General features: G+C 67.9%; 11 protein-coding genes. 5 read left to right on the plus strand and 6 right to left on the minus strand.

Annotation, left to right across the window (positions count from 1 at the left end; all coding sequences use genetic code 11):
- Positions 1-88 precede the first annotated feature (88 nt).
- Complete coding sequence (locus A5790_RS21680) at positions 89-4,627, plus strand: ATP-dependent helicase (protein WP_156656484.1); 4,539 nt, start codon at positions 89-91, stop codon at positions 4,625-4,627.
- A gap of 35 nt (positions 4,628-4,662) precedes the next feature.
- A complete protein-coding gene (gene nei2 / locus A5790_RS21685; protein WP_066849092.1) occupies positions 4,663-5,436 on the plus strand; it encodes an endonuclease VIII Nei2 in 774 nt (257 codons plus the stop codon).
- A 79-nt stretch (positions 5,437-5,515) separates the two neighbouring features.
- On the opposite strand, the gene A5790_RS21690 is transcribed toward nei2, so the two are convergent.
- On the minus strand, positions 5,516-6,622 hold the full coding sequence (locus A5790_RS21690) for an acyl-CoA desaturase (RefSeq protein ID WP_066849099.1): 1,107 nt from the start codon (positions 6,620-6,622) through the stop codon (positions 5,516-5,518).
- Positions 6,623-6,641: 19 nt separating this feature from the next.
- On the minus strand, positions 6,642-7,709 hold the full coding sequence (locus A5790_RS21695; protein ID WP_066849101.1) for a ferredoxin reductase: 1,068 nt from the start codon (positions 7,707-7,709) through the stop codon (positions 6,642-6,644).
- A gap of 69 nt (positions 7,710-7,778) precedes the next feature.
- Between A5790_RS21695 and A5790_RS21700 the strand changes: the two genes are divergently transcribed.
- On the plus strand, positions 7,779-8,465 hold the full coding sequence (locus tag A5790_RS21700) for a TetR family transcriptional regulator (RefSeq protein WP_066849772.1): 687 nt from the start codon (positions 7,779-7,781) through the stop codon (positions 8,463-8,465).
- A 27-nt stretch (positions 8,466-8,492) separates the two neighbouring features.
- Entirely contained in the window at positions 8,493-9,281 is a 789-nt protein-coding gene (locus A5790_RS21705; protein ID WP_066849103.1) for an enoyl-CoA hydratase/isomerase family protein, read from the plus strand.
- On the opposite strand, the gene A5790_RS21710 is transcribed toward A5790_RS21705, so the two are convergent.
- Positions 9,247-10,017 (minus strand): SDR family NAD(P)-dependent oxidoreductase, encoded by a 771-nt coding sequence (locus A5790_RS21710; protein WP_066849105.1) that lies wholly within the window; start codon positions 10,015-10,017, stop codon positions 9,247-9,249. The genes A5790_RS21705 and A5790_RS21710 overlap by 35 nt on opposite strands.
- A gap of 29 nt (positions 10,018-10,046) precedes the next feature.
- Entirely contained in the window at positions 10,047-10,322 is a 276-nt protein-coding gene (locus A5790_RS21715; protein WP_066849111.1) for an RNA-binding protein, read from the minus strand.
- A 639-nt stretch (positions 10,323-10,961) separates the two neighbouring features.
- Between A5790_RS21715 and A5790_RS21720 the strand changes: the two genes are divergently transcribed.
- A complete protein-coding gene (locus tag A5790_RS21720) occupies positions 10,962-12,875 on the plus strand; it encodes a glycoside hydrolase family 2 protein (protein ID WP_066849775.1) in 1,914 nt (637 codons plus the stop codon).
- Position 12,876: 1 nt separating this feature from the next.
- Here A5790_RS21720 and A5790_RS21725 read toward each other — a convergent pair whose 3' ends face one another.
- Both A5790_RS21725 and A5790_RS21730 read right to left on the minus strand, forming a co-directional pair.
- Positions 12,877-13,734 carry a pseudouridine synthase gene (locus A5790_RS21725; RefSeq protein WP_066849114.1) on the minus strand — a complete coding sequence of 286 codons (858 nt, stop codon included), beginning with the start codon at positions 13,732-13,734 and terminating at the stop codon, positions 12,877-12,879.
- A gap of 10 nt (positions 13,735-13,744) precedes the next feature.
- Positions 13,745-15,484: a glycerol-3-phosphate dehydrogenase/oxidase gene (locus tag A5790_RS21730; RefSeq protein ID WP_066849115.1), complete on the minus strand. Its 1,740-nt coding sequence runs from the start codon at positions 15,482-15,484 to the stop codon at positions 13,745-13,747.
- Between the last annotated feature and the right edge of the window lie 19 nt (positions 15,485-15,503).

Genomic DNA, 15,503 nt, shown 5'->3' on the forward strand with positions numbered 1-15,503 from the left:
ATTTCGGTGCACTAACTATCGCTGGGCGATACCTAGTGCACCCAAACCGCCGGAGAGTTGTCGGTGGTGGGGTGCACCATGGATGTCGATGAGCGAATCCTCCCTCGCCCGGTTCAGCGAGCTGACCCGGGAGTGGTTCACCGGCACATTCGCCGAGCCGACGCCCGCCCAGGCCCAAGCATGGGCGGCGATCGCGGATGGGGACAACACACTCGTCATCGCGCCGACCGGATCCGGTAAGACGCTCGCCGCGTTCCTGTGGGCGATCGACCAACTGGCATCCGTTCCCGCCGAACCGCGGGCCGGCACCAAAGTGCTCTACGTCTCGCCGCTGAAGGCGCTCGCCGTCGACGTGGAGCGCAACCTGCGCACCCCGCTGACCGGCATCGCCCGGGTGGCCGAACGGCGCCGCGTGCCAGCCCCGGAGATCAGCGTCGGCGTGCGCTCCGGCGACACCTCCCCCGCGCAACGGCGCGAACTGATCGCCCGGCCGCCCGACATTCTGATCACTACGCCCGAGTCGCTGTTTTTGATGTTGACCTCGGCGGCGCGCGACACCCTGGCGAACGTCCAGACCGTCATCGTCGACGAGGTGCACGCCGTGGCGGCCACCAAACGCGGCGCCCACCTCGCGCTGTCGCTCGAGCGGCTGGACCAACTTCTGGACACAGCCGCGCAGCGGATCGGGTTGTCGGCCACCGTCCGACCCCCAGAGGAGGTGGCGCGGTTCCTGTCGGGTCAGGCCCGCACGACGATTGTGGCGCCGCCCGCCGCCAAGACGTTCGACCTGTCGGTCCAGGTGCCGGTGCCCGATATGGCGAACCTCGAGAACAACACCATCTGGCCGGACGTCGAGGAACGCATCGTCGACCTGGTCGAATCGCACAACTCGTCGATCGTGTTCGCCAACTCGCGACGGCTCGCCGAACGACTCACGTCGCGGCTCAACGAGATCCACGCCGAACGCACCGGCCAGGAGCTCGAGACGGGACCCAACACCGGCGTCGCCGGCGGTTCACCCGCCCACATCATGGGCAGTGGGCAGGCGTCGGGTGCGCCCACGCTGCTGGCGCGTGCGCACCATGGTTCGGTCAGCAAGGAACAGCGGGCGATCGTCGAGGACGACCTGAAAAGCGGCCGGCTCAAGGCCGTCGTCGCGACCTCGAGCCTGGAACTCGGGATCGACATGGGCGCAGTCGATCTGGTGATCCAGGTGGAGGCCCCGCCCTCGGTGGCCAGCGGGCTGCAGCGCATCGGCCGCGCCGGCCACCAGGTCGGCGAGATCTCGCAGGGCGTGCTGTTCCCCAAGCACCGCACCGACCTGATCGGCTGCGCGGTGACGGTGAAACGGATGCTCTCCGGTGAGATCGAGACCATGCGGGTGCCGACCAACCCGCTCGACGTGCTCGCGCAGCACACGGTCGCCGCGTGTGCGCTCGAGCCGCTCGACGCCGACCGCTGGTTCGACGCGGTGCGGCGCAGCGCCCCGTTCACCACCCTGCCGCGCAGCGCGTTCGAGGCGACGCTGGACCTGCTGTCGGGTAAGTACCCGTCGACGGAGTTCGCCGAGCTGCGACCTCGCCTGGTGTACGACCGCGATACCGGCACGCTGACGGCTCGGCCCGGCGCACAGCGGCTGGCGGTCACCAGCGGCGGCGCGATCCCCGACCGCGGGTTGTTCACGGTCTATCTGGCCACCGATTCCGAAAAGCCCTCCCGCGTCGGGGAACTCGACGAGGAGATGGTGTACGAATCACGCCCGGGTGACGTCATCTCGCTGGGCGCGACGAGTTGGCGGATCACCGAGATAACCCACGACCGCGTCCTGGTGATCCCCGCGCCCGGTCAGCCGGCGCGACTCCCGTTCTGGCGCGGCGACGGCGTCGGCCGCCCAGCAGAGTTGGGCGCTGCGGTCGGGGCATACACCGGCGAGCTGGCCCGCCTCGGTAAGGACGAATTCGACCAGCGTTGCCGCTCAATGGGTTTCGACCAGTTCGCCGCCGACAACCTGTGGCAGCTGATCGACGACCAACGCCAAGCCACGGGCGTTGTCCCTTCGGACGCCACATTCGTCGTCGAACGGTTCCGCGACGAACTCGGCGACTGGCGCGTCATCCTGCACTCGCCCTACGGACTGCGGGTGCACGGCCCGCTCGCGCTGGCGGTGTCGCGACGGCTGCGTGAGCGGTACGGCATCGAGGAGAAGCCCACCGCGTCCGACGATGGCATCATCGTGCGGCTGCCCGACACCGAGGACGCGCCTCCTGGCGCAGACCTGTTCGTCTTCGACGCCGACGAGATCGAGCCGATCGTCACCGCCGAGGTCGGAGGCTCGGCGCTGTTCGCGTCCCGTTTCCGCGAGTGTGCTGCCCGCGCGTTGCTGCTGCCGCGACGCCATCCGGGCAAGCGATCCCCGCTGTGGCATCAGCGTCAGCGCGCCGCGCAATTGCTCGACGTCGCGCGCAAGTACCCCGACTTCCCGATCGTGTTGGAGGCCGTGCGGGAGTGCCTGCAGGACGTCTACGACGTGCCTGCGCTGACAGAGCTGATGCACCGGGTCGCCCAGCGCCGGTTGCGCATCGTCGAGGTGGAGACCACCACGCCGTCGCCGTTCGCCGCCTCGCTGCTGTTCGGCTATGTCGGCGCCTTCATGTACGAGGGCGACAGTCCGCTGGCCGAACGCCGCGCGGCGGCACTGTCGCTGGACAGTGTCCTGCTCGCCGAACTGCTGGGCCGGGTCGAGCTGCGCGAGCTGCTCGACCCGCAGGTGATCACGAGTACGACGCGACAACTGCAGCATCTGAGCGAGGACCGGCGGGCCCGTGACGCCGAGGGCATCGCCGACCTGCTGCGGCTGCTGGGCCCGTTGACCGAAACCGAGATCGCCGACCGCTGCACGACTTCCGACATCGGCGGCTGGCTCGAGGGCCTGCGCGCTGCCAAGCGCGCGTTGACCGTGTCGTTCGCCGACCAGACTTGGTGGGCCGCGATCGAGGACATCGGCCTGTTGCGCGACGGCGTGGGTGTGGCCGTGCCGGTCGGGGTGCCGACGGCGTTCACCGAGTCGGTCGATGACCCGCTGGGTGAGCTGCTCGGCCGCTACGCCCGCACCCGAGGGCCGTTCACCACACACGATGCGGCCGCGCGGTTCGGCCTGGGGTTGCGCGTCACCGCCGACGTGCTGGGCCGGATGGCCATCGACGGCAAGCTGATTCGCGGTGAGTTCACCGATCTGCCGGTCGCCGACCCGGGCGCTGCTGAGCAGTGGTGCGACAGCGACGTGCTCAAGATTTTGCGGCGCCGGTCGCTGGCGGCGCTGCGCGCGCAGATCGAGCCGGTGAGCACCGCGGCGTACGGACGCTTCCTGCCCGCGTGGCAGTCGGTTGGCTCGGCGCACAACAGCGGCGTCGACGGGCTCGCTGCCGTGATCGATCAGCTTGCGGGCGTGCCGATTCCGGCTTCGGCCGTCGAGCCGCTGGTGTTCGGTCAGCGCGTCCGCGACTACCAGCCCGCCATGCTCGACGAACTGCTGGCCTCCGGTGAGGTCACCTGGTCGGGAGCCGGCCAGATCGGTGGTGGCGACGGGTGGATCGCCTTCCATGCCGCCGAGTCGGCGCCGTTGACGTTGACCGCCCCCACCGAGATCGAGTTCACCGACACCCACCGGGCGATCCTCGACGCGCTCGGCCGCGGCGGCGCTTTCTTTTTTCGTCAGCTCGCGGACAATCCGACCGAAGACCACAAGAACGCGGTGTGGGATCTGGTCTGGGCGGGCTGGATCACCGGCGACACGTTCGCGCCGGTGCGCGCGAAGTTGATGGGCGCCCGTGGATCGTCGGGGCGGCGCAGCGCACCAGCACACCGGCAGCGGCAGCGGGCGCCGCGGTTGAGCCGCTACAGCGTCGCGCACGCCCAAACCCGCAACGCCGACCCCACGGTGGCTGGACGGTGGTCGGCGCTGCCGATGCCCGAACCGGAATCGACTGTGCGCGCGCACTTCCAGGCCGAACTGCTGCTCGGCAGGCACGGGGTCTTGACCAAGGGAGCCGTCGGCGCGGAGGGCGTGCCCGGCGGTTTCGCGATGCTCTACAAGGTGCTGACGGCGTTCGAGGACGCCGGCCGATGCCAGCGGGGCTATTTCGTCGAGTCACTCGGCGGCGCCCAGTTCGCCGTCGCATCCACGGTGGACCGCTTGCGGACCTATCTGGACAGCGTCGACCAGGACCACCGCGAGTACCACGCGGTCGTCCTGGCGGCCGCCGATCCGGCCAACCCCTACGGCGCCGCACTCCCGTGGCCGACGCGGCGATCCGATGACGACGTCTCACACCGCCCCGGTCGCAAAGCCGGTGCACTGGTCGCGATGGTCGACGGCGAACTGGTGTGGTTCCTCGAACGTGGCGGGCGCTCGCTGTTGAGCTTCACCGAGGACACCGACGCGCACGTCGCCGTCGCTGCGGCCCTGGCCGATCTGGTCAGCAGCGGTCGGGTGGGATCATTTCTCATCGAGAAGGTCAACGGGGTCCCCGTTCTCGAACCGGGTGCAGAAGGTGAGCGCGCCGCGGTCCACGACGCCCTGCTGGGCGCTGGGTTCGCCCGTACACCGCGCGGCCTGCGGTTACGGTGATGAGAGCCTGCGCGACGAACAGAAGGCGCTGACGGATGCCCGAAGGCGACACGGTCTACCGCACCGCCACCAAGCTGCGCGAGGCGTTGGTGGGCAAGCAGCTCACCCGTTGTGACGTGCGGGTGCCGAAGTTCGCGACGGTCGACCTGACGGGCTGCGTCGTCGACGAGGTGATCAGCCGCGGTAAGCACCTCTTCATCCGCGTCGAGGACGCCAGCATCCACTCACATCTGAAGATGGAGGGCGCCTGGCTGGTCGGCGGCCAAATCAGGCGGGTGCCGGAGTACAAGATCCGGATCCTGTTGCACACCAGCGACTCCCGAGCTGCCGGTGTCGACCTCGGCGTGCTGGAGATCCTGCAGCGTGACCACGATATGGAAGCCGTCGCACACCTCGGCCCCGACCTGCTCGGCGACGACTGGGAACCGCGCGTCGCCAGGGCCAACCTCGTCGAGGACCAGGAACGGCCGCTGGCCGAGGCGCTGCTGGACCAGCGCGTGATGGCGGGCGTCGGCAACGTCTACGCCAACGAGCTCTGCTTCGTCACCGGCTACCTGCCCACCACCCCGGTCGGCAAGGTCAGAGACCCGCTGCGGATGGTGCAGCGGGCCCGAGACATGCTGTGGCTGAATAGGTCCCGCGTTAACCGGACCACGACCGGCGACACCCGCGGCGGTCGCGACCTGTGGGTCTATGGCCGGCGTGGCCGACCGTGCCGACGGTGTGGCACGCCCATCGAGTCGGACTCGGCGCGTCCCGACAAGCCGGGCGATCGGGTGTCCTACTGGTGTCCGGTCTGTCAGACCTGAGCCGCGCCGAGACTGCGGTTTATGACGGGTTTCGGCCGATTTCCATCAGAAACCGCAGTCTCGCCGGCGCCCGGAGGCGCTAGGGCAGCGCCAGTCGGACGATCTTGCGCACCACCGTCGCGAACTGGCTCGGCAGCGACCCCGCGTTGTACGGGATCCCGTAGCGGGTGCAGATGTCCTTGACCTCGGTGGAGATCTCGGCCAGGCGATGCGCGGGGATGTCGGGGAACAGATGGTGCTCGATCTGGAACGACAGGTTACCGCTCAGGATGTGGAACAGCTTTCCGCCCGTCAGGTTCGCCGAGCCCAACACCTGCCGGAAATACCACTGACCGCGCGTCTCGGCCTTGGTCTCCTCGACGGAGAACTCCTGCACGTCGTCGGGAAAGTGGCCGCAGAAGATGATCATGTACGCCCACACGTTGCGCATCAGGTTCGCGGTCAGGTTCCCCGCGACCACCCACGGCGCGAACGGCCCGGCCAGCAGCGGGAACGCCACGTAATCCTTGAGCGTCTGGCGTTTGGTCTTGCGCCAGATGCCCTCGAGGATTTCTCGCTTGTCGGCGATCGTGATCTCGCCGGCGCGGATGCGCTCGGTTTCGAGTTCGTGCAGCGCGACGCCGTACTGGAACAGCACCATCAGCAGGAAGGCGTAGACGGGGTTGCCGAGGAAGTACGGCGTCCACTTCTGGTCCTTGCTCATCCGCAGGATGCCGTAACCGACGTCGCGGTCCATCCCGACGATGTTGGTGTAGGTGTGGTGCATGTAGTTGTGCGAGTGGCGCCACTGCTCGCCCGGGCAGGCGGTGTCCCACTCGAAGCCCCGGCTGGAGATGTTCGGATCGCCCATCCAGTCGTATTGACCGTGCATGACGTTGTGGCCGATCTCCATGTTGTCGAGGATCTTCGACAGTCCCAGCAGCGCGGTGCCCGCCAGCCAGAACGGCGGGAACACTCCGCCGAACAGCAGGGCCCGCCCGCCGATCTCGAATGCGCGCTGCGTCTTGATGATTCGACGGATGTAGGTGGCGTCGCGCTCGCCGAGGTCGGCGATCACGCGTTCCTTGAGCGCGTCGAGTTCGCGGCCGAAGGCCTCGGCCTGCTCGGCGGTCAGACTGATCTTCTTGCCCGCCACCGTCTTTTCGAGGGTGTGCGGTTTCGAAGTGATGTCGGTGATGACGGTCATGTCGAACTCCTTTCGGTTTCTACAACGCGAGGTCGACGTCGCCGACAGGGGCCGAGACGCAGATTTGCACGTCTTCGTCCTCCGCGGTCGACACCGCGCCGGTGACCAGGTTCTTCACCACGCCGCGCGTCTTGCGACGGGTGCAGCTGTGGCAGATGCCCATTCGGCATCCGCTTTCGGGGGTCAGGCCGGCGTTTTCGGCCTGCTCCAGCAGCGGGCGGCCGTCGTCGGTCACTGCCACCCCGCTATCGGCGAACGTGATCGTGCCGCCCGAGGGTTCGGCGGGCGCGGTGTACGTCGGGGGCACAAAGCTTTCCGAGTGCACGTTCGTGCAGTGCTCGCGCACGGCCGACGCGAGTTCGGGCGGGCCGCAGACGAACACCGCATCGGGGTCGGGCATCGCCGCCTCCACATGCGCGGGGCCGAAGCGACCGGTCAGGTCGGAGCCGGCCGTCGACCGCGTATAGCCGTGCAGTACCCGCACGCCGGTCATGGTGTCGAGCTCGGCGCGGTAGCACGCGTCCTCGGCCGAGCGGGCGTAGTGGATGAATGCCACCTCGCCGCCGTACCCGCGGGCTCGCAGCGTCCGCGCCATCGACATCACCGGTGTGATGCCGCTGCCGCCGGACACGAACAGGATGCGGCGCGGTGCGTCGTCGGGGAGCACGAAGTCGCCGCCGACCGAATCCAATCCCACGATCATGCCGGGGTGGGCGTTCTCGCACAGGTGCGCGGAGACCAGCCCGCCGTCATGGCGTCCCACCGTCAGCTCGAGGTAAGGGTCCCCCTCGGCGTTGGCCGGAGAGTACGGCCGGGTGCGACGACGACCGTCGATCTCGACCGTGAGGTTGATGTGCTGTCCGGCGCGAAAACCGGTGAACGCCTGATTCGGCTCCAGCGTGAGGGTGACGCTGCGCGGCGTCTGCCGCCGCACCGCGACGACTTCCGCGCGAGCATCTGAGCGCGTCCACGTGGGCGCGACAAGCTCGGTGTATCGGTCCACGCCATGGGGGCCGGTGAGCAGGTCGACCAGCGGTGACCCGAGCACTCTGTCCCGGAGACCACGCGTCAACGTTTGAGTGAACATATGTACACCGTCCCTGCATGTACAGCACCTCGTCAACCCATTCACCCAGGTTGTGGTATGTTTCACACAGTGAACAGTCGTACGCCTGGCTCACGGTCGAGCCGGTCGGGACGGTCACGTTCGCGCGAGCACCCGCGCACGACCATGTCCCGCGAGGAGCGCAAGGAGGCCACCCGGCAGGCGATCGTCGCGGCGGGCCTCAAGTTGCTCGAGGACCGCAGCTTCTCCGCGCTGAGCCTGCGGGAGGTGACCCGCGAAGCGGGCATCGTGCCCGCGGCGTTCTACCGGCATTTCGAGTCGATGGAAGCCCTGGGTCTCGTCCTCATCGACGAGTCATTCCGCAGCCTGCGCGACATGCTGCGCGGGGCCCGCGCGGGGAGGCTCGACCCGAAGCGGGTCATCGAGTCCAGCGTCGACATCCTCATCGACGGCGTGAACGAACGGCGCGAGCACTGGCGGTTCATCGGCCGCGAACGGAACAGCGGCGTCACCGTTCTGCGCTACGCCATCCGCACCGAGATCCGGCTGATCACCTCCGAGCTCGCGATCGACCTGGCCCGTTTCCCGAACCTGAACACGTGGAGCAGCGAAGATCTCAACATCCTGGCGAGCCTGTTCGTCAACGCGATGATCGTGATCGCCGAGGCCATCGAGGACGCCCACGACCAGGCCGCGCTCAACGAGATCAAACGAGTGGCGGTCAAACAGCTGCGCATGATCGCAGTCGGTGTCGCGGGATGGCGCAGCAGCGGGTGAAACCAGGCGCGGGTTAGCGTGTGCTGCATGCCGCACCTCGAATTGGCCTACCCCCGTCCCGACATCGCCGTCCTCACGCTGAACCGCCCCGAGAAGCTCAACGCGCTGTCTTACGAACTGGTCGAGGACCTCCACGCGACGCTGGCGCAGATCGACTCCAACAACGAGTGCCGCGTCGTCGTGCTCACCGGAGCCGGACGGGGGTTCTGCTCGGGTCTGGACCTGACCGATCCCAACCCGGAGAAGACAGGCCAAGGAACGGAGTTCCCGCGTTCGGGAATGCGTTGGCAGGAGCGCATCGCCGACCTGACCGCACGCATCCACCGGCTGCGCCAACCCGTGATCGCCGCGGTGAACGGGGTCGCATACGGCGGCGGAATGGGCATCGCGCTGGCCTGCGACATCCGCATCGCCTCGGAGTCGGCGCGCTTCTGCACCCAGTTCATCAAGCTGGGTCTCGGTGGCTGCGACATCGGGGTCAGCTACACGCTTCCGCGGATCATCGGCGCCGGACCGGCGTTCGACCTCATCCTCACCGCGCGCGCCGTCGACGCCCCGGAAGCGCTGAGGCTCGGCCTGGTGTCGCGGGTGTCGACCGACGAAGCGATCGTTTTCGACGCCATGGCGATCGCCGAGACACTCTGTGGCTATGGCAAGTTCGGCCTCGAGTCGACGAAGCAGGTGCTGTGTGCGAACTTGGAGGCGTCGAGCCTGGAAGCCGCCCTGCACTTGGAGAACCGCAGCCAGATCCTGGCCTCGACCAGCGGTGAGATGCGCGAGGCTAGCGAGGCGTTCCGCCGCCGTCCACGATCATGACCGTTCCGGTGATGTAGCTGCCGGCATCCGAGGCCAACAGCAGGGCGGTGCCGACCATCTCGTCGGGCGATGCGAGCCGTTTGAGGAAGGTGCTGCGCGCCATCCCGTCGACGACCTCTTGCGGGTTGTTGCGCATCATGTCGGTGTCCACCGGTCCGGGGGCGATCGCGTTCACCCGGATGCCCGAGGGCGCGAACTCGGCGGCCATCGATCGGGTGAACGACATCAGTGCGGCCTTGTTGGCAGAGTAGATCGAGGTCAACGCCGAGAAGTTGAACGCCCCGACCGAAACCATGTTGATCACACTGGCTTTCGCGCTGGCCTTCAGGTAGGGCAGGGCCGCCTGCACCAGGAACACCGGCCCGCGCAGGTTGACCTCGAAGGATTTCGTCAACGCATCGGGCGTCATCTCACCCAGTGGTTGCGCCAGGGCGTTGGCGGCGTTGTTGACCACGACGTCGACGCCGCCGTACTCGTCGACGGTGCGCTGCACCAGCGCCTCGAGGGCGTCGACCTCACCCAGGTGGGTCGGCACGCCGACGGCCCAGCCGCCGAGTCCGCGCAGATGTTCCGCGGCCCGCTCACAGGCGTCGGGTTTGCGGCTGGCCACGACGACGCGGGCGCCGGCGAGGACGAAGCCCTCGGCCAGCGCGAGGCCGATGCCCCTGGTTCCGCCCGTGACGATCACGGTGCGGTCGGTCATGTCGAAGAGACGGTCGAACGAAGCGCGGTCCACGGCCGTCAGTCAAGCAGATGGGCCTGACCTCAGATGCAACCGCTCACGCTGATCCGTCGTCCGACGTTCGCGCACACGTTGACGTTCGGCGCCGGTGGTGGCGGGACGTACACCGGTGGTGGTGGCGGCGGTGGAGGCGGTGGCGGCAACTCGTTGAGATACGAAAGCGGGTCCGCGCAGCCGGTCACATCGACGAACCTGCCGCCGACCGAACCGCAGAGCGTTGCCTCGGCGCTCGGCGGGTTCACGGTCACCAATCCCCCGGCGAACAAGGCCGCAGCAGCGCACAGCACTACCTTGCGCACATCTCCTCCCTCCGGCGACGTGCCAAGCGCCGTCGCCCGACCCGATTGTGGCAGTGACGCTCGCGTCAGGGGGCCGAATGCGCGATCGGCGAGTCGCCGTAACGACGCCCTCAGCGTCTTCGATGTCTACTGCGATGCCCGAACCATTCCTTCCTGTATGGTGGCCGCATCCGGCTCCGAACAGGATACCCAGCCGTACATCTAGCTCACCTATTCACCATTTGCTATATCTTGGTGTCCGGCCTCAGCGCAGCGACGAGACACACTCGGTCCGGAAGGCAGCGCACAGCCGCGCGACCCGTGGCACCGGCGATGGATCGATGCTAGGCTAGACGCGCGTCTTGACTTTGCATTTATGGTGTGGCACACCAACTCTCACGCACTCACGCGAGCTTGATCGTTTCCACGATCGGTGCGCGATACCTGCCCGAACCGGTTGGTTCGTCCATGCCGATGCAAAGCATAGGGAAACACCTGATTCCTCGCGGCCTGCTCCTGACTAGGTTTGCTATGGCGTCCGGTGCGCAGCACCCGAACCGCATTTCCGTCGATGGTTTCCAGCAGGGGGGACTAGCAGTCGTGGCCGTGAACACCGAGCTGTCGAACAACCGGCACCGTGTGCGCAAGATACTCAGCCGGATGGCGGCCGTACCGCTGGCCTTGGCGGCGGGTTTCGCGATCTGCGCGGCCCCGGCGAACGCGGCCGAGGCGTGGCAGCGGCAGAGCCCGCCGCTGTCGACGCCGTGGACGCATCTCGTCGGACCCAACAACGCCCTGCCGGAATACCCCCGTCCGCAGATGGCGCGGGCGCGCTGGCTGAATCTGAACGGGGTCTGGGCCTACACCGGGCGCTCGCAGGACACCGCGGTGACGACGCCGCCGTCGGCCAAGGAGTTCGACGAGAAGATCCTGGTCCCCTACCCCACGGAGTCGGCGCTGTCGGGGATCAAGCGTCATGACGACCAGATGTGGTACCGCAAGAACTTTCAGGTGCCGGGCACCTGGCGCGGACAGCGGGTACTGCTGCACTTCGGCGCGGTCGACCAGACCGCGACGGTGTGGGTCAACAACAAGCGTGTCGCCCACCACGAAGGCGGGTTCACCGCGTTCAGCGCCGACATCACCGACGCGCTGCGCTGGTCGGGCACCCAGGAGATCGTCGTGCGCGCCGAGGACCGCAACGAAGCCGCACCGTTCGCCGTCGGCAAGCAGCGCAACGATCCCGAGGGTCTCTTCTACACCGGCGCGTCCGGCATCTGGCAGACGGTGTGGATCGAACCCGTGCGCGCCGCCCACGTTGAGAAGCTCGACGTCACAGCGGATTTAAAGGGTTTCACCGTCACAACGCGCTCCACGGGGACGACCGACGAACGCGCCGAGGTGATCGTGTCGGCGCCCGACGGTCCGACGTTGGCCCGCAACTACGGGGAACCGGGCAAGCCGGTGCGCGTGCAGGTTCCGGACCCACGCCTGTGGACACCGGACGACCCGTACCTCTACGACCTGCAGGTGCGACTGGTCGCGCCCGAAGGCAAAGTCGTCGACGAGGTCGCCAGCTACGGCGGTCTGCGCACCATCAGCACGGTCAGAGACCCGCAGGGCCGTCCGCGAATCGCGTTGAACGACAAGATCACGTTCCTGCACGGCCCGCTGGACCAGGGCTACTGGCCCGACGGCATCTTCACCGCTCCCACCGACGACGCGCTGAGGTTCGACCTCGAACGCACCAAGGCGCTCGGCATGAATTTCGTGCGCAAGCACGCGAAGGTGGAACCGGCGCGCTGGTACTACTGGACGGACAAGCTCGGGCTGCTGGTGTGGCAGGACATGCCGTCGCTGGACGTGTCCCTCGACGTCCCGGTCGGTCCCGCACCGGATCCGTCGCCTGCGGCGAAGGTCAACTTCGAACGTGAACTCGTCGAGATGATCGATCAGTTGCGAAGCGTCACTTCGATCGTCGGCTGGGTCCCCTTCAACGAAGGGTGGGGCGAGTTCGACACCGCGCGGATCGCAGGCGTGGCCAAGGCCGCCGACCCGACCCGGATGGTGAACGCCAACAGCGGGGTGAACTGTTGCAAGTCGCGGCCCGACAGCAGGGCCGGCGACGTGTACGACGACCACACGTACGTCGGGCCCGGTCGCCCGGTCCTGCACGACAACCCGGCCACCCCGCGCGACGAGCGCACGATGCTGGGCAACCGCCCGATTCCGCTGGAGCACCGGGTCGTGGTGAACGGCGAGTACGGCGGCCTCGGGCTGATCCCCCACGGCAACCGCTGGCCCGGCAGGCCGCAGGCCTACGAAATGACCGACAGCCGAGCACGATTGACCGAGCGCTACGTCCAGGTGAGCCGCGACCTCGAGGACGAGGTCCGAAAGGGCGGCCTGTCCGGCGCCATCTACACCCAGACCACCGACGTCGAGAACGAGGTCAACGGGTACATGACCTACGACCGCTGGCTGGTCAAGATGTCGCTGCGGACGGTCGCCGAACGCAACCGCGCCGTGATCGCCGCGGGGGCAAAGGTCGACGAGCCGGTCGAGCGTCGCTGAGTCACAAGGTCCGGGTGCTGACGAAGTCGCACTGACCTCCGCTCAGCGGGTCGGTGAACTCGAGGCGTTGTGCCAGAAGCTGCAGCGGGCGCGAAAAGTCTTCCGGCGCGACGTCGGTCACGTCCGGATATAGCGGATCGTTGACGATCGGCAGGCCCAGCGAGGCCATGTGCACCCGAAGCTGATGCGTCCTTCCGGTCCGCGGCATCAACCGGTACAGCCCGTCGCCGAGATGGTCGACCAGCGTCTCGGCGTTCGGCTCGCCCGGCTCCTCCACCGCCTGTAACTGTCCGCGCCGCTTGACGATCCGGTTGCGCACTACGAGTGGGAACTCCAGCGCCGGATCTTTTGCGGCCCGCGCGAGATACGTCTTGCGCACCCCACCGCGCGCGAACATGGTCTGATATGCCGCGCGCACCTCACTCCGCGTCGTGAACAGCAGCACACCGGCAGTCAGCCGGTCCAGGCGATGCGCCGGCGACAACTCCGGCAGGTCCAGTTCGCGGCGCAGCCGCACCAGCGCCGTCTGCGCGACATGGCGACCGCGCGGCATCGTCGCCAGGAAGTGCGGTTTGTCGACCACCACGATGTCGTCGTCGCGGTGCAGGACGGGGATGTCGAACGGCACCGGAACCTCTTCGCGCAGTTCGCGGTACAGGTACACGAACGCACCGGGCGGCAGTACGGTCCCCGCGGTCACGACGTCGCCGTCGGCGGTCACCACCTCGCCCGCAAGCACTTTGGCCGCGGCTGCCTCACCGAACCGGTCGGCCAGCTCGACCAGGACCGCGCCGCCACGCAGCCGCACCCGTGCCGGACCCAACCCGTCCCGCACGGGCAGCGGCGCCGGGCGCCTCAACGCCTGCGCCTCAATTGAGCGGAACGGGTTCGAGGATCTCGGCGCGCGCCTCCGGCGCCGCCGCCCGTAACTCATCGGCGCACTCGTCGTCGGGTTCCTGCTGCGAGCGGATCTCCGCATCCACCCGCGCCAGGTAGGTGTTGACCTCGCGGTCGATGTCCTCGTCGCTCCAACCCAACACTGGCGCAACCACTTCGGCGACCTCGCGCGCGCAGTCCACGCCGCGGTGCGGGTACTCGATCGAGATCCGCATCCGCCGGGCCAGGATGTCCTCCAGATGCAACGCGCCCTCGGCGGCCGCGGCGTAGAAAGCCTCGACCTTCAGGTAGACAGGCGCCTCGGTGATGGGGGTCAGCAGTTCGGGATTGCCCTCGGCCATCTGCAGCACCTCGCCGATCAGCGAGCCGTACCGGTCCAACAGGTGGCGCACCCGGTACGGATGCAGGTCGTAATGCTTTCCGACGCTTTGGGTTTGGTTGATCAAGGCGAAGTAGCCGTCGGCGCCCATCAGGGGAACCTTTTCGGTGATCGAGCGCGCCACCCGCGCCGGGATGTACTCGGCCGCAGCGTCGATGGCGTCCTCACCCATCACCCGATAGGTCGTGTACTTGCCGCCGGCGATCGCGACCAATCCCGGGGCGGGCACCGCGACGGCATGCTCGCGCGACAGCTTCGAGGTCTCCTCGCTCTCGCCGGCCAGCAGCGGTCGCAGCCCGGCGTAAACGCCGTCGATGTCGTCGTGGGTCAGCGGCGTCGCCAACACCGTGTTGACCGTTTCGAGGAGGTAGTCGATGTCGACCTTGGTGGCCGCGGGGTGCGCCAGGTCCAGATTCCAGTCGGTGTCGGTGGTCCCGATGATCCAGTGCGTGCCCCACGGAATCACGAACAGCACCGACTTCTCGGTGCGCAGAATGATCGCCACCTCGCTGACGATCCGGTCGCGCGGCACCACGATGTGCACGCCCTTGGAGGCGCGCACCCGAAATCGCCCGCGCTGCTTGGACAATGCCTGGATCTCGTCGGTCCACACGCCGGTGGCGTTCACGACGACGTGCCCGTGCACCTCGGTCACGGCGCCGTTCTCGGAGTCGCGGACCTCCACGCCGGTGACGCGGTCACCCTCCCGCAGCAACGCGACCACCTGTGTCGAGGTCCGCACCACGGCGCCGTAGTGCGCGGCCGTGCGCGCCACCGTCATCGTGTGGCGTGCGTCGTCGACCACCGTGTCGTAATACCGGATGCCGCCGATCAACGACGACCGCTTGAGTCCCGGTGCCAGCCGCAGCGCTCCGGACTTCGTCAGATGCTTTTGCGCCGGGACCGATTTCGCGCCGCCCAACTGGTCGTAGAGGAAGATGCCCGCCGCGACGTACGGACGCTCCCACCACCGATTGGTCAGCGGAAACAGAAACGGCAGCGGTTTGACCAGATGCGGCGCCAACGTCGTCAGCGACAGTTCGCGTTCGTGCAACGCCTCGCGCACCAACCCGAACTCCAACTGCTCGAGATAACGCAGTCCGCCGTGGAACATCTTCGACGAGCGGCTCGAGGTGCCCGACGCGAAGTCGCGCGCCTCGACAAGCGCGACCTTCAGACCGCGCGTGGCCGCATCCAGTGCCGCACCGGCCCCGACGACTCCCCCGCCGATCACGACGGCATCGAACTGCTCGCTGCCGAGCCGCTCCCAGGCCTCGGCCCGTTGCTGGGGACCCAGAAGCGTCTGCCCGTTCGCCGGGATCGGGTCACTCACCGGATTGGCTCCTAGTTAC

Source organism: Mycobacterium sp. 852002-51152_SCH6134967 (genome assembly GCF_001667105.1).
GTDB classification, from domain to species: Bacteria; Actinomycetota; Actinomycetes; order Mycobacteriales; family Mycobacteriaceae; genus Mycobacterium; species Mycobacterium neumannii_A.